General features: G+C 74.8%; 19 protein-coding genes and 1 pseudogene. 3 read left to right on the forward strand and 17 right to left on the reverse strand.

Annotated elements, in window-relative coordinates; translation table 11 throughout:
* Positions 1–50 precede the first annotated feature (50 nt).
* Together groL and groES are read right to left on the reverse strand one after the other, a co-directional pair.
* On the reverse strand, positions 51–1,673 hold the full coding sequence (gene groL, locus KPL57_RS28115) for a chaperonin GroEL (RefSeq protein ID WP_226353792.1): 1,623 nt from the start codon (positions 1,671–1,673) through the stop codon (positions 51–53).
* 120 nt (positions 1,674–1,793) lie between these two features.
* Positions 1,794–2,084, reverse strand: coding sequence for a co-chaperone GroES (groES, locus tag KPL57_RS28120; protein WP_020623960.1), 291 nt, complete (start codon positions 2,082–2,084; stop codon positions 1,794–1,796).
* A 279-nt stretch (positions 2,085–2,363) separates the two neighbouring features.
* Here groES and KPL57_RS28125 point away from each other — a divergent pair, with 279 nt between their 5' ends.
* Both KPL57_RS28125 and KPL57_RS28130 read left to right on the forward strand, forming a co-directional pair.
* On the forward strand, positions 2,364–3,956 hold the full coding sequence (locus KPL57_RS28125) for an alkaline phosphatase (RefSeq protein ID WP_226353793.1): 1,593 nt from the start codon (positions 2,364–2,366) through the stop codon (positions 3,954–3,956).
* Positions 3,957–3,974: 18 nt separating this feature from the next.
* Positions 3,975–4,886 carry an aldo/keto reductase gene (locus KPL57_RS28130; RefSeq protein ID WP_226353794.1) on the forward strand — a complete coding sequence of 304 codons (912 nt, stop codon included), beginning with the start codon at positions 3,975–3,977 and terminating at the stop codon, positions 4,884–4,886.
* Here the strand turns inward: KPL57_RS28130 and rimI are convergent.
* The 8 genes and pseudogenes from rimI to glmS form a co-directional block, all read right to left on the reverse strand.
* Positions 4,865–5,356, reverse strand: a complete 492-nt coding sequence (gene rimI, locus KPL57_RS28135; RefSeq protein ID WP_226353795.1) for a ribosomal protein S18-alanine N-acetyltransferase — start codon at positions 5,354–5,356, stop codon at positions 4,865–4,867. The two genes, KPL57_RS28130 and rimI, sit on opposite strands and share 22 nt — an antisense overlap.
* Entirely contained in the window at positions 5,353–6,042 is a 690-nt protein-coding gene (gene tsaB / locus KPL57_RS28140) for a tRNA (adenosine(37)-N6)-threonylcarbamoyltransferase complex dimerization subunit type 1 TsaB (RefSeq protein ID WP_226353796.1), read from the reverse strand. The genes rimI and tsaB overlap by 4 nt, the downstream gene beginning before the upstream one ends.
* A 10-nt stretch (positions 6,043–6,052) precedes the next feature.
* Positions 6,053–6,529 (reverse strand): tRNA (adenosine(37)-N6)-threonylcarbamoyltransferase complex ATPase subunit type 1 TsaE, encoded by a 477-nt coding sequence (tsaE, locus tag KPL57_RS28145; RefSeq protein WP_226353797.1) that lies wholly within the window; start codon positions 6,527–6,529, stop codon positions 6,053–6,055.
* Positions 6,526–7,779, reverse strand: coding sequence for an alpha/beta fold hydrolase (locus tag KPL57_RS28150; protein WP_226353798.1), 1,254 nt, complete (start codon positions 7,777–7,779; stop codon positions 6,526–6,528). The genes tsaE and KPL57_RS28150 overlap by 4 nt, the downstream gene beginning before the upstream one ends.
* Entirely contained in the window at positions 7,776–8,984 is a 1,209-nt protein-coding gene (gene alr / locus KPL57_RS28155; protein ID WP_374203804.1) for an alanine racemase, read from the reverse strand. The genes KPL57_RS28150 and alr overlap by 4 nt, the downstream gene beginning before the upstream one ends.
* A gap of 190 nt (positions 8,985–9,174) precedes the next feature.
* Positions 9,175–10,447: pseudogene (argG, locus tag KPL57_RS28160) on the reverse strand (argininosuccinate synthase); the annotation flags it as partial.
* A 58-nt stretch (positions 10,448–10,505) separates the two neighbouring features.
* Complete coding sequence (locus KPL57_RS28165; RefSeq protein WP_226353801.1) at positions 10,506–11,999, reverse strand: NAD(P)H-hydrate dehydratase; 1,494 nt, start codon at positions 11,997–11,999, stop codon at positions 10,506–10,508.
* Between the two features lie 87 nt (positions 12,000–12,086).
* Complete coding sequence (gene glmS, locus KPL57_RS28170) at positions 12,087–13,946, reverse strand: glutamine--fructose-6-phosphate transaminase (isomerizing) (RefSeq protein WP_226353802.1); 1,860 nt, start codon at positions 13,944–13,946, stop codon at positions 12,087–12,089.
* Positions 13,947–14,064: 118 nt separating this feature from the next.
* Here glmS and KPL57_RS28175 point away from each other — a divergent pair, with 118 nt between their 5' ends.
* Positions 14,065–14,958, forward strand: coding sequence for a dienelactone hydrolase family protein (locus KPL57_RS28175; RefSeq protein ID WP_226353803.1), 894 nt, complete (start codon positions 14,065–14,067; stop codon positions 14,956–14,958).
* Between the two features lie 373 nt (positions 14,959–15,331).
* Here the strand turns inward: KPL57_RS28175 and KPL57_RS28180 are convergent, their stop codons facing one another.
* The 7 genes from KPL57_RS28180 to KPL57_RS28210 form a co-directional block, all read right to left on the reverse strand.
* Positions 15,332–15,769 (reverse strand): hypothetical protein, encoded by a 438-nt coding sequence (locus KPL57_RS28180; RefSeq protein ID WP_226353804.1) that lies wholly within the window; start codon positions 15,767–15,769, stop codon positions 15,332–15,334.
* Positions 15,763–16,047, reverse strand: coding sequence for a hypothetical protein (locus KPL57_RS28185; RefSeq protein WP_226353805.1), 285 nt, complete (start codon positions 16,045–16,047; stop codon positions 15,763–15,765). The genes KPL57_RS28180 and KPL57_RS28185 overlap by 7 nt, the downstream gene beginning before the upstream one ends.
* A 194-nt stretch (positions 16,048–16,241) precedes the next feature.
* Complete coding sequence (gene glmM / locus KPL57_RS28190) at positions 16,242–17,579, reverse strand: phosphoglucosamine mutase (RefSeq protein WP_226353806.1); 1,338 nt, start codon at positions 17,577–17,579, stop codon at positions 16,242–16,244.
* 11 nt (positions 17,580–17,590) lie between these two features.
* A complete protein-coding gene (rpsI, locus tag KPL57_RS28195; protein WP_369804852.1) occupies positions 17,591–18,190 on the reverse strand; it encodes a 30S ribosomal protein S9 in 600 nt (199 codons plus the stop codon).
* Entirely contained in the window at positions 18,187–18,630 is a 444-nt protein-coding gene (gene rplM / locus KPL57_RS28200) for a 50S ribosomal protein L13 (protein ID WP_062397782.1), read from the reverse strand. Before rplM ends, rpsI begins: the two co-directional genes overlap by 4 nt.
* Before the next feature lie 234 nt (positions 18,631–18,864).
* Positions 18,865–19,155 (reverse strand): WXG100 family type VII secretion target, encoded by a 291-nt coding sequence (locus tag KPL57_RS28205; RefSeq protein WP_062397784.1) that lies wholly within the window; start codon positions 19,153–19,155, stop codon positions 18,865–18,867.
* A 14-nt stretch (positions 19,156–19,169) separates the two neighbouring features.
* Positions 19,170–19,472 (reverse strand): WXG100 family type VII secretion target, encoded by a 303-nt coding sequence (locus KPL57_RS28210; RefSeq protein WP_226353807.1) that lies wholly within the window; start codon positions 19,470–19,472, stop codon positions 19,170–19,172.
* Positions 19,473–19,605 lie beyond the last annotated feature (133 nt).

Genomic DNA, 19,605 nt, shown 5'->3' on the forward strand with positions numbered 1-19,605 from the left:
CAACGGCGGGCGACCCGAGGGTCGCCCGCCGTCGTCGTGCTCGGACCGGATCAGTGACCGTGACCGTGCCCGTGGCCACCGGCCGGGGCCGGGTCGGCCTTCTCCGGCTTGTCCACCACGGCGCTCTCGGTGGTCAGCACCATGCGCGCGATGGAGGCGGCGTTCTCCACCGCCGACCGGGTCACCTTGACCGGGTCGATGACGCCGTCGGCGATCAGGTCGCCGTAGGAGCGGGTGGCCGAGTTGTACCCGGTCCCCCAGCCGCCCTCGGCGACGCGGGACACGACGATCGCGCCCTCGTCGCCGCCGTTCTCGGCGATCCAGTACAGCGGCGCCGAGAGCGCCTTGCGGACGATCGCGACACCGGTCGCGGCGTCACCGGTCAGGCCCAGCCCGCCCTCGAGCTCGGCCGCGGCGTGCACCAGCGCGGAACCGCCGCCGGGGACGATGCCCTCCTCGACCGCCGCACGGGTCGCCGCGACGGCGTCCTCGATGCGGTGCTTGCGCTCCTTGAGCGCGGTCTCGGTGGCGGCACCGGCCTTGATGACCGCGACACCGCCGGAGAGCTTGGCCAGGCGCTCCTGGAGCTTCTCCTTGTCCCAGTCGGAGTCGGACTCCTCGATCTCGCGCTTGAGCTGCGCGACACGACCCTCGACGTCGGCCTTGGAGCCGGCGCCCTCGACGATCGTGGTGGCGTCCTTGGTGACGACGACGCGACGCGCGCGGCCCAGCAGCTCGAGCCCGGCCTCGTTCAGCTTCAGGCCGACCTCGGGGTTGATGACCTGACCGCCGGTGGCGACCGCGAGGTCGTCCATGAAGGCCTTGCGGCGGTCACCGAAGAACGGCGACTTGACCGCGGCGACCTTGACGGTCTTGCGGATCGAGTTGACGACCAGCGTGGACAGCGCCTCGCCCTCGACGTCCTCGGCGATGATCAGGAGCGGCTTGCCCTCGCCGAGCACCTTCTCCAGCAGCGGCAGCAGGTCCTGGATGGACCCGATCTTGTCGCGGTGCAGCAGGATGTACGGGTCGTCGAGCGCCGCCTCCATGGACTCGGAGTCGGTGACGAAGTACGGCGACAGGTAGCCCTTGTCGAACTGCAGACCCTCGGTGATCTCCAGCTCGGTCGAGAGGGTGGAGCCCTCCTCGACGGTGATCACGCCGTCCTTGCCGACGGTGTTGATCGCCTGGGCGATCAGGTCGCCGATCTCCTGCTCGCGCGAGGCGATGGCGCCGACCTGCGCGATGTGGCTCTTGGCGTCGACCGGGGTGGCCTTCGCCAGCAGCACCTCGGAGACCTTCGCCGAGGCCGCGGCGATGCCCTGGCCCAGCGCGAACGGCGCGGCGCCCGCGGCGACGTTGCGCAGACCCTCCTTCACCAGCGCCTGGGCGAGCACGGTGGCGGTGGTGGTGCCGTCGCCCGCGACGTCGTTGGTCTTGGTGGCGACGGTCTTCGCCAGCTGCGCGCCGAGGTTCTCGAACGGGTCCTCGAGGTCGACCTCACGGGCGATGGTGACGCCGTCGTTGGTGACGGTCGGGCCGCCGAACTTCTTGTCGATGACGACGTGCCGGCCGCGCGGGCCGAGCGTCACCTTCACCGCGTCGGCGAGCTGGTTCACGCCACGCTCGAGCGCGCGACGGGTCTCCTCGTCGAAGCTGATCTGCTTCGCCATGTCTTGTTCTCGCTGCCTCTCGGGATACTCGGGTTCTCGGGGGGAGAGACGCGACCGCCCCGGTGCGGGCCACCGTTGGGGGTGGACCACCCGGGGCGGTACGTCAGGCGATGCCTCGCGTCAGTTGACGACGGCCAGCACGTCGCGCGCGGAGAGGATCAGGTACTCCTCGCCGTTGTACTTGACCTCGGTGCCGCCGTACTTCGAGTAGATGACGACGTCGCCCACGGCCACGTCGAGCGGGACGCGGTTGCCGTTGTCGTCCACCCGGCCCGGGCCGACGGCCAGGACCTTGCCCTCCTGGGGCTTCTCCTTGGCGGTGTCCGGGATGACGATGCCGGAGGCGGTGGTGGTCTCCGCCTCGCTGGCCTGGACGACGAGCTTGTCCTCGAGCGGCTTGATGTTCGCCACGACGATGACCTCCCCTTCCTGGGGTGAATCCGGTGTCACGGGTTCTCTAGCGGTGTCAGCAGCGCGCACGTGGCGACTCCCGCCCCGCCGTCGCGGGTGCCGGGGCGGAGGTCGTCCGCCGCGCGCGTTGGCACTCTATCCATGAGAGTGCCAGAAGCCGAGCGGGGGCTCAACCGCGCCGTTCGGGCGTGTCGGGAGATCCCGGTCGTCGCCCGTTGTTCACGTACTCGTCGGCCGACGGCCCGGTGTCACTCGATCGGGACCGTTGCACTGCACATCGTGGTCACCTCCCGCCGTTCGCTGCTGCGCGCCGGACTCACCGCCGCCGCCGTCACCGCCGCCGCACCCTTGCTGCCGGGCGCGGCCGCCGCGGCTCCCGGACCCGTCCCGGCCCGGCCGCCGGGGGACCCGTTCGCGCTCGGCGTCGCCTCCGGGGAACCCGATCCGACCTCGGTCGTGCTCTGGACCCGGCTCGCCACCGACCCCGTCGCCGAGGACGGCCTGGGCGGGCTCGGGAACCGCGCCACCGACGTCGAGTGGGAGGTCGCCGACGACGAGCGCTTCACCCGCGTCGTGCGTCGTGGCCGGGTCCGCACCGGGCCGGACGCGGGCCACAGCGTGCACGTCGAGGTGCCGGGCCTGCGTCCCGGCCGCGACTACCACTACCGCTTCCGCGTGGGCCGCACCGTCTCCGACGCCGGCCGCACCCGCACCGCGCCCCCGCCGGCGTCGATGACGCCGGTGCACATGGCCTTCACCTCCTGCTCCCAGTTCGAGCACGGATGGTTCACCGCCTACCGGCGGATGGCCGAGGAGCGCCCGGACGTGCTGCTGCACCTGGGCGACTACATCTACGAGTACCCGGCGAAGGACTACGTCGCACCCGGCGGGAACGTGCGCGACCACGCCGGCCCGGAGACGACGACGCTGGCCGGCTACCGGCAGCGCCTGGCCCAGTACCACGCCGACGCCGACCTGCAGGCCGCGCACGCGGCCGCGCCCTGGCTCGTCGTGTTCGACGACCACGAGGTCGAGAACAACTGGGCCGGCGACGTCCGGGAGCTCCCGCTCGACCCGCCCGGCGATTTCACCGCCCGCAAGGCCGCCGCGTTCCGCGCCTACTGGGAGAACATGCCGCTGCGCGCCGCCCAGCGCCCCCGCGACGCCGCCATGCGGCTGTACCGCCGCGTCGGCTGGGGCGGGCTGGTCACCTTCCACATGCTCGACACCCGCCAGTACCGCGGCGACCAGCCCTGCGGCGACGAGTTCCGCAGCGACTGCGCGGAGCGCACCGACCCGGCTCGGTCGCTGCCCGGCTCCGCGCAGGAGCGCTGGATCGCCGACGGCTTCGCCCGCTCCCGCGCCCGCTGGGACGTGCTGGGCCAGCAGGTGTTCTTCTCCCAGGTCGACTTCACCCCGGGCGCCGGGCGCGGCTTCAACCCCGACGCGTGGGACGGCTACCCCGGCTCGCGCGACCGCGTCGTCGACTCCTGGACCGCGGCCACGCAGCGCGGGCGCGCCCGCAACCTCGTCGTGCTCACCGGCGACGTGCACGCGCACTGGGGCGCCGACGTGAAGCGCCGCTTCGACGACCCCGCCTCGCCGGTCGTCGGCACCGAGCTGGTGTCCAGCTCGATCACCTCGGGCGGCGACGGCTCGGAGAAGCAGAACGGCTCCGACGCCGTCCTCGCCGAGAACCCGCACATCCGGTTCCACAACAACCGCCGCGGCTACGTCAGCACCCGGTTCACCGCGGACCGGATGGAGGCCGAGTTCAAGGTGGTGCCGTTCGTGCGGCAGCCGGGCGCCCCGGTGCAGACCCGCGGACGGTTCGTGACCGAGGACCGTCGGCCGGGCCTGCGACCGCTGTAGCGGAGTAGGTTCGGACGCGTGGCTGACCTGGTTCTCGGCGCGAACGTCTTCGGCTGGACGGCGGACAGGGAGACCTCGTTCGCCGTCCTCGACGCGTTCGTCGCCGCCGGCGGACGGATGATCGACACCGCGGACTCCTACATGTGGCGCGCACCGGGGAACTCCGGCGGCGAGTCCGAGACGATCCTCGGCGAGTGGATGGCCGCCCGCGGCAACCGCGACGCGCTGCACCTCGCGACGAAGGTCGGCGCCCTGCCCGGCCGCGAGGGCCTGTCGGCGGAGAACGTCGCGGCCGCGGCGCGGGACTCGCTGCGCCGCCTGGGCACCGACCGGATCGACCTCTACTACGCCCACCGCGACGACGAGGCGACCGCGCAGGAGGAGACCCTCGACGCGTTCGACGCCCTGGTGCGCGAGGGCCTCGTCCGCGAGGTCGGCGCGTCGAACTTCTCCCCGGAGCGGCTGCGGTCGGCGCTGGAGATCTCCGCGCGCGACGGGCTGACCGCGTTCAGCACGATCCAGCCGCACTACAACCTCATGGAGCGCGACGACTTCGAGGCGGGTCTGGCCCCGCTCGCCGAGTCGGAGAAGCTGGCCGTCCACCCGTACTACGGGCTGGCCAAGGGCTTCCTGACCGGCAAGTACCGGCCCGACTCCCCCGCCCCGGAGAGCCCGCGGGCGCAGGGCGCGGCGGCGTACCTGGACTCCCGCGGCCGCGCCGTGCTCGCCGGGCTCGACGAGATCTCCGCCGGCTACGGCGTCCCGGTCCCGGCGATCGCCCTGACCTGGCTGGCCGCGCAGCCCGCGGTGACCGCGCCGATCGCGAGCGCACGCACCGTCGAGCAGCTGGAGCAGCTGCTGCCGATGCTCACCCTGGAGCTGACCGACGACGAGCTGCGCCTGCTGTCCTACCTGTCCGCGACGTCCTGAGCGGCCTTCCGCACGCGGTCACGGCGCATCGTGTGGGCGTCGGCCATCGACGGCCGGTAGTAACGCTTGCGCAGCCCGACCACGGTGAACCCGTGGCTCTCGTACAGCGTGCGGGCCGGGACGTTGTCGGTGCGGACCTCCAGGAACACCGTGGCGGGCAGCTCGTCGGCGACGGCGAGCAGCCCCCGCAGCAGTGCGCGGCCGATGCCGTGGCCCTGCCAGGCCGGGTCGACGCCGATCGTGTGCACCTCCGCCTCGGCCATCGGCGGCCCGGCGACGACGGCGAGCCCGGCGTAGCCGACCAGCTCGTCACCGGCGCGGGCGGCGAGGTAGAGCTGGCCGGAGGAGACGGCGTCGCGGAAGGCCTGCGCGCTCCACGGGTCGTCCCCGGGGAACAGGATCTCCTCCAGCTCCGCGCAGCGCGCCGCGTCGGCCCGGTACAGCGGGCCCAGCGAGACGGTGGCGTTCACGCGGTGACGCGCTTGCGGCCGGTCGGCTCGACGGCGTCGGGGCGGCGCAGGTAGAGCGGCTCGACCGGGGCGGGGGCCCGGCCGGCGAGCAGGTCCGCCGCGGCGACGCCGACCAGCCCGTCGACGGTCGGGGCGCCGGGGCCGCCGATCTCGCGGCCGAGCCGCTGCGCGAACGCCGGATCGCCGACCACGGTGCCGATCGCCAGCTCGTCCAGGCGCGCGGCCAGCGCCTCCGGGGCCTCGACGGCCGGGCCGGTCAGCCTGCGGACCGAGTGGGCGTCGGCGGGATCGGAGGCGTCGTAGGCGGCCCAGTAGACCTCCTTGCGCCGGGCGTCGGTGACGACCAGCAGGTTCCCGCCGGTGTGCAGCCCCCAGGCCAGGGCGTCGTGGGTGACGACGCCGTGCACCGGCACGTCGAGGGCGTGGCCGAGCGCGGCCGCCGAGGCGATCCCGACCCGCAGCCCGGTGAACGGGCCCGGGCCGGCGCCGACGACCACCGCCCCGACCTCGGCGAGCGCGTGGCCCGCCTCGGCGCACAGCGCCCGGACCGCGGGCATCAGCAGCTCGCCGTGGCGGCGGCCGTCGTGCGCGCGGGCGGCGAGGGTCCGCAGCCCGCCGTCGGGGCCGAGGTCGACGAGACCGGCGGTGACGACGGTCGTCGCGGTGTCGAGGGCCAGTACCAGCACGCCCGCGAGCCTACGGACGCGCGGTGCGGCGCAGCGTCGCGACCCGGGTGTCGTCGTCGCGGCGCTCCAGCGCGATCGTCACCGCGGACCCGGCGAGCCGCTCCGCGACCCCGACCCCCCACTCGACGGCGACGACCGCCCGGTCCAGCTCGGTGTCGAGGTCGAGGTCGTCCAGCTCGGCCGCGACGTCCACGTTCCCGTCGGGCCCGCCCAGCCGGTAGGCGTCGACGTGCACCAGAGCCGGGCCGTCGCCCGCGGAGGGGTGCTCGCGGGCGATCACGAACGTCGGCGAGGCCACCGTGCCGGTCACCCCGAGCCCGCGGGCCAGGCCGCGGACCAGGGCGGTCTTGCCCGCGCCGAGCGGCCCGGCCAGGAGCACGACGTCACCGGCGACCAGCTCGCGGCCGACCGTCTCGCCGAAGGACTCGGTGTCGGCGACGGTCGGCAGCTCCGTGACGACGGCGTCCGCGCCGGGGGCGGGGATCACGGCCGGTCCTTCTTCCGGGACCGGCCGGCCCGGGCCGGGGTGCGGCTGCCCCGGCGGACGCGGCCCGCGCTGCGCAGCAGCCCCTGCAGCGCGCCGCCGCCCGCCTCGGCCTGCTCGTCGTCGGTCGTGTCGGTGAGCTGCGGCGGGCGCTTGGCCCGCAGCCCGCCGCCCGCGGTGCGCTCGGTGGTGCGGGCGATCAGCGCGTCGAGCTCGGCGTCGACGACCTCGGGCTGCTCCAGCATCGGCATGTGCCCGACCCCGGGCAGGCGCACCAGCCGGGCGGTCGGGATCGCCTCGGCGATGACCTCGCTGTGCCGCCACGGGATGATCCGGTCGCCGTCGCCGGCCAGGACGAGCACCTCGCAGCCGGACAGGCCGGGCAGCGCCGCGAGCCGGTCGTGGGTGCCGAGGGTGTCGACGAAGTCGGTGAGCGCGCCGACGGCGTTCGAGTCGATCATCGTGTCGACGAGGTCGACCATCCGCGGGTCGACCTGGCGGTCGCCGTAGGCGAAGCGCTTGGTGAACACCCAGATGATGTCGCCCAGCGCGCGGCGGCCCGTCTCGACCAGGCCGGGCTGCCACGCGGCGAGCCCACCGAGGGTGCGGATGATCGGGTTGCGCCGGGACAGGAACGTGCCCGGCAGCCCCGAGGACGCCATCTCCCCCGCCGAGGTCGACACCAACGCCACCCCGGCGACGCGCTCGTGGAACAGCTCCGGGTGCTGCTCGGCCAGCGCCATCACGGTCATGCCGCCCATCGAGTGCGACACCAGCACCAGCGGACCCTCGGGGGCCAGCGCGCGGATGACGGCGTCGAGGTCGCGGCCGAGCTGGTCGATCGTGCAGGAGTCCGCGGGCGCCCGCTCGGAGCGGCCGTGGCTGCGCTGGTCGTAGAGCACCATCCGCACCGACGGGCCGGTCAGCCCGGCCAGGTGCGGTCGCTGCTCCTGCCAGGTGCGCCGGTCCAGGGCGAAGCCGTGCACCAGCACCACCGTCAGCGCGGGCTCCGAACCGTCGGCCGGCGCGACCACCTCGCAGGCGATGCGGACGCCGTCGTCGGCCATCACCGACATCTCCTCGCCGACGGTGCCCGGCGGCGTCCCGGCGTGCGCGGACATCTCGGTGGCCAGGCTGCGACGGGTGGCGGCGATCTTGCGTCGCTGCGCGGCGACACCGACCCCGGCCGCGGCGCCCGCCGCGCCGACCACACCGCCCGCGATCCCGGCGACGGTCCATCCCCTGCGGCTCATGCGACTCCCCCGCGCCCGTCGGTCAGCGTGCGGCGCACCCGCCCCCGGACGCCCGTGACGATCTCGTAGTGGATGGTGCCCAGCTCGTCGGCCCACTCGCGGGCCGTCGGTCCGCCGTCGGCGCCGGTGCCGAACAGCTCGACCGGGTCGCCGATCGCGACCGGCAGCACCCCCGGCCGCCCGCAGTCGACGACGAACTGGTCCATGCAGACCCGCCCGGCGACCGGCCGGACGGTGCCGCCGATCCGCACGCGCATCCGGCCGCCGTCGTTGAGCCGGCGCGGGACGCCGTCTGCGTAGCCCAGCGGCACCAGCGCCAGCGTGCGCCGCTCGCGGGCGACCCACTCGTGGCCGTAGGACACGCCCTCGCCCGCCTCGACGGTCTTGGTGAGCGCGACCCGGCCGCGCAGCGTCATCGCCGGGCGCAGCGGGCTGTCGGCGGGGCGGGCGATCGGGTCGAGCCCGTAGACGGCGATCCCCGGCCGGACGACGTCGAGGTGCAGGTCGGGGCGGGTCATCAGACCCGCCGAGTTGCACAGGTGCAGCTGCGGGGCGAACCCGCGGTCCCGGGCGAGCGCGGCGGCGGCGTGCAGCCGCGCGGCCTGGCTGTCGACGGCGGGCTGGCCCGGCTCGTCGGCGGCGGCCAGGTGCGACCACACGGCCACGACCTCGCAGGTGCCGTCGGCGACGCCGTCGGAGACGTCGTCGAGCAGGGCGGGCCACTCGCCGGGCGGGCAGCCGTTGCGCGACAGCCCGGTGTCGGCCTTGAGGTGCAGCCGGACCGGGCGGCCCGCGGCGCGGGCACCGGCCAGCACCGCGGCGAGGTGCTCGCGGCCGGACACCGACAGCTCCACCCCCGCGGCGACGGCGGCGGCGAAGTCGGAGTCGGGCAGGTGCAGCCAGGACAGCAGCGGCGCGTCGACGCCGTCGGCCCGCAGCGCGAGTGCCTCGTCCAGGGTGGCGACGCCGAGCCGGGTCGCCCCGGCCGACAGCGCCGCCCGCGCGACGGCGGCGGCGCCGTGGCCGTAGCCGTCGGCCTTGACCACGACCATCGTCTCGGCCCCGGACGCGAGACCCGACAGGTACCGGGTGTTGTGCCGGACGGCGTCGAGGTCGACCACCGCCTCGGCCGCCGGTGCGCCCGGTCCGGGCCGGGGCCGCGGACCGGGTGCGGGGTCGGTCGTGGGTAGCACGGCCCCGATCATCGCATCCCGGCCCGGCGCGGCCCGGTCCCGAGCCCGGCTCAGTCGGTCCCGGCCTCCATCGCGGCGCGGTCGAGGGACTCCTCGGCCTGCTCGGCGTCGGGGTCCGACGGCGTCGCGGTGATCTCCGCCGCACGCCCGGCCTCGATCTCGCCGACGAAGGTGCCGAACTCGCCGCCGAGCATCCCGGTGGCCGAGTACTGCTCCAGCTTGGCGCGGGAGTCGGCCAGGTCCAGGTTGCGCAGGGTGAGCTGGCCGATGCGGTCGCCCGGGGTGAAGGGGGCGTCCTCGACGCGCTCCATCGACAGCCGGTCCTCGGCGTAGGCCAGGGCGGGGCCGCGGGTGTCGAGCACCGACCAGTCGTTGCCGCGGCGCAGCCGCAGCGTGACCGACCCGGTGACCGCGTTGCCGACCCAGCGGGTCAGGGACTCGCGCAGCATCAGCGACTGCGGCTCCAGCCAGCGGCCCTCGTAGAGGAGCCTGCCGAGCCGGCGGCCCTGCTCCTCGTAGGCCGACAGCGAGTCGTGGTTGTGGATCGCCGACACGAGCCGCTCGTAGGTGACGAACAGCAGCGCCATCGCCGGGGCCTCGTAGATGCCGCGGCTCTTGGCCTCGATGATCCGGTTCTCGATCTGGTCGGTCATGCCCAGGCCGTGCCGGCCACCGATCCGGTTGGCCTCCTCGACCAGCGCGACCGGGTCGTCGTAGCGGGTGCCGTTGATCGCGACGGGGCGACCGGACTCCCACTCGACGGTGACGTCCTCGGTCTCGACCGCGACGGCCGGGTCCCAGAACCGCACGCCCATGATCGGCTCGACGATCTCGATCGAGGTGTCGAGGTGCTCGAGCCTCTTGGCCTCGTGGGTGGCGCCCCAGATGTTGGCGTCGGTCGAGTACGCCTTCTCCGCGGAGTCGCGGTAGGGCAGCTCCCGCTCGCCCAGCCAGGCGCTCATCTCCGCGCGGCCGCCGAGCTGGTCGACGAACGCCTCGTCCAGCCACGGCTTGTAGATCCGCAGGGCCGGGTTGGCGAGCAGGCCGTAGCGGTAGAACCGCTCGATGTCGTTGCCCTTGAAGGTCGAGCCGTCGCCCCAGATGGAGACGCCGTCGTCGGCCATGGCGCGGACCAGCAGCGTGCCGGTGACGGCGCGGCCGATCGGGGTGGTGTTGAAGTAGGGCATCCCGCCGGCGCGGATGTGGAAGGCACCGCAGGCGATCGCGGCGATGCCCTCGTCGACCAGTGCGCGACGGCAGTCGACGACGCGGGCGGCCTCGGCGCCGTACTCCAGCGCGCGCTCGCGGACGGCGACGAGGTCGGGCTCGTCGGGCTGTCCGAGGTCGGCGGTGTAGGCGTAGGGGACCGCGCCGTTCTCGCGCATCCAGGCGACGGCGACGGAGGTGTCGAGGCCACCGGAGAAGGCGATGCCGACGCGCTCGCCGACGGGGAGGCTGGTCAGGATCTTCGGCACGCGCGGAACGCTAACAACCCGCTCCCGGCGCAGGTCCGCCGGTGTGCCGCTTCCGCGGTCAGTACGGGGAGGCGGCGGCCCGCACCGCCCGCAGCGCGACCGGGATCGCCGCCTGCATCGCCGACGCCGGCGCCGGGACCGGCGGTAGCCCGTGCTCGCGGGCGGCCGCCGTCGCGGCGCGGGCGTGCACCAGCGTCGCGCAGCCCGCCGCCCACCACGGGTCCAGCCCGGCGGCCAGCAGCGCGCCGATCATGCCGGTGAGCACGTCGCCGGAGCCCGCGGTCGCGGCCCAGGAGTCCGCGGCCGGGTCGACCAGCACCCGTCCGTCCGGTGCGGCGACGACGGTCGCGTTCCCCTTCAGCAGCACCGTCACCCCGAGGTCGGCAGCGGCGCGGCGGGCGGCGCCGATCCGGTCGGGCCCGACCTCGCCCGCGATCCGGGCGAACTCCCCCGCGTGCGGGGTGAGCACGACGGGCTCGCCGTGGATGCGGTCGCGGAGGTGGGCGTGCTGTGCGAGCAGGGTGATCGCGTCGGCGTCGAGGCAGAGCGGCACCTCGCGGTCCAGCGCCTCCTCCAGCACCGCCCGGCCCTGCCCGCCGGTGCCCAGCCCCGGCCCGACCGCCCAGGCCTGGGTGCGGCCCGCATCGGTGATGTCGCCGGTGGCGACGATCTCCGGCCAGTGCCTGCGGACCTCGTCGGCGGCGGACCCGGCGAAGCGGACCATCCCCGAGGTGGCCAGGGCCGCTGCCCCCGCGGCGAGGACGGCGGCGCCGGGGTAGGTGGCCGACCCGGCGGCGATCCCGACGACGCCCTGGCTGTACTTGTCGTCGTCGGGGCCGGGGACCGGCCAGCGGGCGCCGACGTCGCCGTCGGACAGCACCCGGGCGTGCGGCTCGGTCCCCTCCAGGAACGGCCCGAGCCCGAAGTCCACCAGCCGTACCGGGCCGCAGAGGGGGGCGGCGAGGGCGTGCACCGGCTTGCGGCAGCCGAAGGTGACCGTCAGCGCGGCGCGGACGTGCGGCCCGTCGGTCGCCCCGGTGTCGCAGTCGACGCCCGAGGGCAGGTCGCACGCCACGATCGGCACACCCGCCCCGTCGGCGGCGGCGACCAGCTCCGGGGCCGGGTCGCGCAGCGCGCCGCGCCCGGAGATGCCGACGATCCCGTCGACGACGACGTCCGCCCCCGCCACCAGCGCCCGCGCCGCGTCGAGCCCGCCGGCGGCCGGGCCGGGCGGGTGCAGGGCCAGCACCCGCCCGCGGGCGGCGCGCAGCGCGGCGAGGCCCGCCGGGTGCGCGCGGTCCGGCGCCAGCAGCACCGCGGTGACGTGCGCCCCCCGGCGGCGCAGCTCGGCGCCGGCCCACAGGGCGTCGCCGCCGTTGTCGCCCGCCCCGACGAGGAGCACCACCCGGCGGCCGTAGGTCGCGCCGAGGAACTCCCGCACGTGGTGCGCGAGCCCCGCCGCGGCCCGGCGCATCAGCACCCCGTCGCCGACGGTGCGCATCATGGCCGCCTCGGCCGCCCGTACCTGGTCCGCGGTGTGGAGCCCGTGCATGGCCGCGAGGCTAGCGCCGGGCGACCATGATCGACGGTTGTGGAGCGGGACGCCCGCGTCGCGAACGCTCCGCTCCACAACCGGTGATCACTCGACGGTGACCGACTTCGCCAGGTTGCGGGGCTTGTCGACGTCGTAGCCGCGGGCCCGGGCGATCTCGGCCGCGATCACCTGCAGCGGGATCGTCGCGACCAGCGGCTGCAGCAGCGTCGGCACCGCGGGCAGCTCGAAGAGGTGGTCGGCGAACGGGCGCACCGTCTCGTCGCCGGTCTCGGCGAGGACCACGGTCCGCGCCCCGCGCGCCTTGATCTCCTGGATGTTGGACAGCAGCTTGGAGTGCAGGACCGCGCGCCCCTTCGGCGACGGCATCACCACCACGACCGGCAGCCCGTCCTCGATCAACGCGATCGGGCCGTGCTTGAGCTCGCCGGCCGCGAAGGCCTCGGCGTGCATGTAGGCGAGCTCCTTGAGCTTGAGCGCGCCCTCCAGGGCCACCGGGTAGCCGACGTGGCGGCCGAGGAACAGCACCGCCTTCGACGGCGCCAGCTCCTGCCCGAGCGCACGGGCCTCGCCGAGCGACTCCAGCACGTGGGCGACGGCGGCCGGGATGGCCTCCAGCTCCTCGAACTCGCGGACCACCTCGTCCGGGTACTTGGTGCCGCGCGCCTGGGCCAGGGCCAGGCCGACCAGGTAGTTCGCCGCGACCTGGGCGGTGAACGTCTTCGTCGCGGCGACGCCGATCTCCGGGCCCGCGTGGGTGTAGATCACCGCGTCGGACTCGCGCGGGATCTGCGCCCCGTTGGTGTTGCAGATGGCCAGCACCCGGGCCTTCTGCTCCTTCGCGTGGCGCAGCGCCTCCAGGGTGTCGGCGGTCTCGCCGGACTGGGAGATCGCGACGACCAGCGTCGAGCGGTCCAGCACCGGGTCGCGGTAGCGGAACTCGCTGGCCAGCTCGATCTCGACCGGGATCCGGGTCCAGTGCTCGATCGCGTACTTCGCGAGCAGCCCGGAGTGGTACGCGGTGCCGCAGGCGACGACGAAGACCTTGTCGACGTCGCGCAGGTCCTGGTCGGTCAGGCGCTGCTCGTCGAGGACGATCCGGCCGTCGACGAGGTGCCCGCGCAGGGTGTCGGCGATCGCGGTCGGCTGCTCCTCGATCTCCTTGAGCATGAAGTAGTCGTGGCCGCCCTTCTCGGCGGCGGCGAGGTCCCAGGTCACCTCGAACGGGTTGACCCCGACCGGCTCCCCGTGGAAGTCGGTGACGTCGTAGCCGTCGCGGGTGATCGTCACGACCTGGTCCTGGCCGAGCTCGACGGCGTCGCGGGTGAACTCGATGAACGCCGCGACGTCGGAGGCCAGGAACGTCTCGCCCTCGCCGATGCCGAGCACCAGCGGGGAGTTGCGACGGGCGGCGACGATCCGCTCCGGCTCGTCGGCGTGCGTCACCACCAGGGTGAACGCACCCTCCAGCCGGCGGGCGACGGCGCGGACCGACGCCGGCAGGTCGCCCTTCGTCGGGCCGTCGGCGTGGGCGAGCGCCACCAGGTGCGCGGCGGTCTCGGTGTCGGTGTCGGACTCCGCCCAGATGCCCTGCGCCTCCAGCTCGGCGCGCAGCTCCAGGAAGTTCTCGATGATGCCGTTGTGGACGACCGCGACCTTGCCGTCGCTGCTGCGGTGCGGGTGGGCGTTGCGGTCGGTGGGCGGGCCGTGCGTGGCCCACCGCGTGTGCCCGATGCCCGAGGTCCCGGTGAACCGGTCGCGACCGATCTCCTCGAGACGTGCCTCCAGGTTGGCCAGGGCTCCGGCCTTGCGCTCGACCAGCAGCTCACCGCCGTCCGGCAGCGCGACGCCGGCGGAGTCGTAACCGCGGTACTCCAGTCGTCGCAGGCCGCCGAGGACGACGTCGAGTGCGGACCGATGACCGACGTAACCGACGATGCCACACATACGGATGAGCGTATCGACGCCCGGTTGCCGATCTTCCGGCGACGGGGTCGGTCCGGCGCCACGCCGGACGTCCGTGCGAGGCGGGCACGCGGTGACCTGCACCGGTACGGTGCCGACCGTGGCCCGGACCAGCGTGACCCGCCCCCCGTCGATGAAGGGGGCCAAGGACGCCCTCGGTGTGCTGTCGCGTCCGGGGCCGAACCCGGTGAAGTACGGCGACCTGGGCCTGATCGGTCTGCCGGGCATCGTCTACACCCCTGCGGAGGGCTACCAGCTGCCCGCCGTGGTGATCGGGCACGCATGGCTGCAGCCCGCGCACCGCTACCACGAGCTGCTGCGCCACCTTGCGACCTGGGGTTTCGTCGCCGCCGCGCCGAACACCCAGCGCGGCCCGGTCCCGAGCGTCGCCCGGTTCGCCTCGGACCTGAACACCGTCCTCGACGTGTGTGTCGGCGTCCGGCTCGGCGACGGCCACGTCAGCGTCGACGCCCGCAAGACCGCGCTGGTCGGGCACGGCACCGGGGGCGGCGCCGCCGTCCTCGCCGCCGCCCGGCGTGAGCGCCTCGGCGCGCTGGTGACCCTCGCCGCGTCGGAGGTGAAGCCGTCCGCGATCGAGGCGGCCGCCGCGGTGACCGTCCCGACGCTGCACCTCGCCGCCGCCGTCGACTCGCTGGCCCCCATGGAGGGACACGCGCAGCGGATCGCCGCCGCCCAGCACGAGGCCGGCACCGACGTGACGCTCCGCGAGATCGAGAAGGCCGGGCACCTCGGGTTCTGCGAGGGCAGGCACTGGACGAGCTTCCTGCTGCAGAACCGCCCGCAGCACCGGACCCGGAAGATCACCCGGGCGCTGGTGACGGCGTTCCTCATGCAGGAGCTGCAGAACGAGAAGCGGGTGTCCTCGCTGACCTCGGGCAACGTGCCCGGGGCACCGGTGGTGGACCTCACTCCGGATCCCGACGACGAGCAGGACCAGCAGTCGTCGTCGGGGCTGCTGGGCATCGGCGGCTGACCCCGCGGGGCGACCCCCGAGCCCCGGTGATCCGTGGCTCGCACCGTGATCCGCCGCCCACGCGGCGATCCGCCGCCCGCAGGGTCGGCGACCGCTCGCGCAGCGACTCGCCCCGCACGGTGACCCGCTACCCGCGCAGCGATCCGCTGCTCGCACTGAGACCGCCGCCCGCCACGGTGATCCACTCCTCGCGCGGTGATCTAGTCCTCGCGCGGTGATCCGCTCCTCGCGTGCGTCCGGACGCGCGCGGGCCGCGGATCAGCGCGCGGACCCGAGGGCTGGTGGCGGCAGCAACCGGGAGCGGGGCGGGCCTGGGCAGGACAGCGCTGCCGGCGGTGCCCCGGGAGGGGGAGCCGGGACGCGGTGGCCCGGCTCAGCGCTCGGACGGGTCCGCGAGCGACGGCGCCACGGGGCCCCGACGGTCGGTGACCCGCGTCCCGGTGAGGCCGGGCAGGCGCATGCCGGGGACGTCCGCGGGTACGCGCCCTGCGCCGTCGGACTCCGTCGCACCCGAGCGCCCGGGCGTCGCCGTGTCGTGGTGGGCCGGAGGACCGTGCCGCGCCGGATCGGCGGGGGCGGTGTCCTCCGCCCGGGCCGCGTCCCGCGCGGCCTCGTCGGCCAGCCGGTGCATCTCGCGCCCGACGAGGTCGAGCCGGGCCGTCACCGCGTGCCCGACCGGGTCGTCCCACGCGTCGGCGACGGCGTCGCGGATCCCGGCGAGCAGCCCGGCGGCGTCGTCGAGCCGGCCCACCAGCGCCCGCAGGGCCCTGACCTGGTCCGCGACGCCGGCGTCCGTCCCGTCGATCAGCACGTTTCCGCCCCGTGAAGGGCGGAACGGTGCTGATCGACACCCGGGACCGCCCGGAACGCCGTGGCCGCGTCAGCGTCCACCGCCCGGGCCGAGGCCGCGGCGCGCCGGGTCGCGTCGGCCAGCGCCGTCAGCTCGTCCGCGACCCGCCGCAGCCGGACCGCGCGGTCCCCGTCGCCGGGCCCGGTCGCGGGGGCCGCGGTCAGTCCGGCGGCCAGCTCGTCCAGCCCGCGCGCGGCACGGTCCAGCGCCTCGGGGTCCCGCCGCACGTCCGGTCGCATCGGCCCAGCCTGCGCCCGCCCGCACCCGCACCGTCCCCGAACCGCCGATCCCGTTCGCGACCGCGAACGCGTGTCCCCACCGCGACCGACGGGGCCGCGCCCGGAACGCCGTCCCGGCAGGGCTCCGCGGCCCCGGACAACGACGTCGGGGCCGCCACCCGGTGTGGGTGACGGCCCCGATCGGCGTGTGCGGGTCAGCGCGCGGCGGCGACGACCTCGGCCAGCCGGCCCGCGACGGCGTCGGCCTCGCCCTCGCTGGGCGCCTCGACCATCACGCGGACGAGCTGCTCGGTGCCCGACGGGCGCAGCAGCACCCGGCCGGTGTCCCCCAGCTCCGCCTCGGCCTTGGCGACGGCCTCGGCCACGTCCGCCGACGCGGCGACCGCGTCCTTGTCCGCGACGGGCACGTTGCGCAGCACCTGCGGCAGCACGGTGACGACCGAGGCGAGCTCGGCCAGCGACGTGCCGGTCTGCGCGACCCGCGACATGAGCCGCAGGGCGGTGAGCAGACCGTCGCCGGTGGTGGCGTGGCCCGGCAGCACCACGTGCCCGGACTGCTCGCCGCCGAGGGTGAACCCACCCTCGCGCAGCCGCTCCAGCACGTAGCGGTCGCCGACCTTGGTGGTGTCCAGGGTGATCCCGGCCTCGCGCATGGCGATGTGCAGGCCCAGGTTGCTCATCACCGTGGCGACGAGCGTGTCGTGGGCGAGCTCGCCGGCGTCGCGCATGGCGAGCGCCAGCACGGCCATGATCCGGTCACCGTCGACGACGGCGCCCGTTCCGTCCACGGCCAGGCAGCGGTCGGCGTCGCCGTCGTGGGCGATGCCGAGGTCGGCGCCGTGCTCGCGCACCGCGGACCGCAGCGGGCCCAGGTGGGTGGACCCGACGCCGTCGTTGATGTTGAGACCGTCCGGCTCGGCGTGCAGCGCGATCACGTCCGCGCCCGCCTGCCGGTAGGCCTCCGGCGCGGCCAGCGCCGCGGCGCCGTGCGCGCAGTCCACGACCACGCGCAGCCCGGACAGCGAGCCGGGCGCGGCGGAGAGCAGGTGCGCGACGTAGACGTCGGTGGCGTCCGGGGCGTCCCAGACGCGGCCGATGCCCTCCCCGGTGGGGCGGGCGCCGAGCCCGGCGGCCAGCTGCTGCTCGATCGCGTCCTCGACGTCGTCGGGCAGCTTGTGGCCGCCCGCGGCGAAGAGCTTGATGCCGTTGTCGGGCATCGGGTTGTGCGACGCGGAGATCATCACGCCGAGGTCGGCGCCGGTCTCGGCGACCAGGTGCGCGACGCCCGGGGTCGGCAGCACACCGACCCGGATCGCGTCCGCACCGGCCGAGGTGAGCCCGGCGACGACCGCGGCCTCGAGCATCTCGCCGCTCGCGCGGGGGTCGCGTCCGACGACCGCGAGGGGCCGGCGGCCGGAGCCGTTCGAGAGCGTGCGGGCGGCCGAGGCACAGACGCCAACGGCGAACTCCGGAGTGAGGAGTTCGCCGTTGGCCAGGCCCCGGACGCCGTCGGTTCCGAAGAGACGAGGCATCCGGTGTGCGATCAGCGCTTGGAGTACTGGGGCGCCTTGCGGGCCTTCTTGAGGCCGTACTTCTTGCGCTCGACGGCGCGGGCGTCACGGGTCAGCCAGCCGGCCTTCTTCAGCGGCGGGCGGTCCTCGGAGTCCAGCTCGACCAGCGCACGGGCGATGGCCAGGCGCAGCGCGCCGGCCTGACCCGCGGTGCCGCCACCCTTGAGGTTGGCGAAGATGTCGAAGCGCTCGGTCTTCTCGACGAGGACCAGCGGCTCCTTCACGATCTGCTGGTGCAGCTTGTTCGGGAAGTACACCTCGAGCGGCTTGCCGTTGAGGGTGAACCCACCGGTGCCCGGCAGCAGCCGGACGCGGACGACGGCCTCCTTGCGGCGGCCGACGGTCTGGACCGGGCGGTCGCCCAGCACGGGGGCCTCGGCGGCGAACTCGTCGGCGTCGAAGTCGGCGGCGTCACCGATGGTGTAGTCGACGTCGGCGACCTCGGTCTCGGTGGCCTCGGTCTCGGTCGCCTCGGCGGCCGCACCCTCGGTCTCGACCGCGTCGACGACCTCGTCGGGTCCGTTCTCGGGGCTGGTCACGGGCTGTCCCTCTTCGTTGCTCGGGGTGGTCACTGGCTGACCTGCTTGATCTCGAACGGCTGCGGCTTCTGGGCCTCGTGCGGGTGCGCCGGGCCGGCGTAGACCTTCAGCTTCTTGGCCATGGCGCGGCCGAGACGGTTCTTCGGCAGCATGCCCTTGATCGCCTTCTCGACGAGGCGGTCGGGCTGGCTGTCGATCATCTCGCCGACGGAGCGCTGGCGGAGGCCACCCGGGAAGCCGGAGTGGCGGTAGATGAACTTGTCGGCACGCTTGTTGCCGGACACCGAGATCTTCTCCGCGTTCACGATGACCACGAAGTCGCCGTTGTCGACGTGCGGGGCGTAGGTCGGCTTGTGCTTCCCGCGCAGCAGCGTGGCAGCGTGGGTGGCGAGCCGACCGAGGCGCACGTCCTCGGCGTCGATCACGTGCCAGGCGTGCTGGATGTCGCCGGGCTTGGGGCTGTACGTGGGCACGGATCTACCTCGTCGTCGTTCTCGGCTGGTGGGCCGTCCGCACGGGTTCCGGCCCACTCTCTAGTCTCTGGTTCCTCAGCGTGCTGCTGGTGGACGCCGGAGGGACGCTCGATCCCGCCGCTGTCGCCGGAGGACGGCGCCCGCGGGTCTCCACCGCTGCACAACGAGAGCCAAGCGTACCCGCCGGTTCCGGGGGCGGACGCAAGGGGGTCGTCCGGGCCCCCGGACCGGGTGTCAGGCGAACCGGGCCCGGTTCGCCTGCTCGGTGGCCCGGTAGTTCTGACCGGCCTGACCGACGAGCTTCCCGATGGTGCCCAGGGTGGTGGTCAGCTCGGCCGCCGAGGTGTCCCACTTCTGCTGCGACGCCCGGTAGGTGGCCGCCGCGTCGCCGGTCCAGGTCGCGACCATCGGCGCGAGTTGCCGCCGGAGGTCCTCGAGCTGGGAGTTGATGCGTGCGGTCGTCGCGACGGTGTCGGCCGACGCCGTCTCGAGCGCGCTGAAGGTGACCTTGATCTCGGATCCCATGGTGTGGCTCCCCCTCACCCGAGCACCGACGTGATGGCGGTGCGGTTCTGGTCCTCCTGCTGCTGGTACGTCGTCGCCGTGCCGCCGAGCTGCTCACCGATCGCTCCCAGCGCCTCGTTCAGCCGCCGCGCCTCGGTGTCCCACTTGGCCATCAGCTGGGCGAACGCCGTCGCCGCGGTGCCGGACCACTGGCCCTGCAGCGGTCCCAGCTGGCTGCGCAGGCGGCCGAGCTCGCCGTTGACGGCGTCGCTCACCGCCCGCACCTGGCCCGCCGCGCGGACCATCTCCTCGGTCGTCGTGCCGAACCCGTCGGCCATACGTCCCACCTCGTCCCCTGATCGGACCCCGGCGCGGCCGTGTCGACGGCTCCCGGGCCCGGGGGCGCGGTGCCCCCGGCCCGCGCACAGTGGCAGGGCGCGCCGGTGGCCGTGGCCGTTCCGGGCGGACCGT

Source organism: Pseudonocardia sp. ICBG601 (assembly GCF_020496245.1).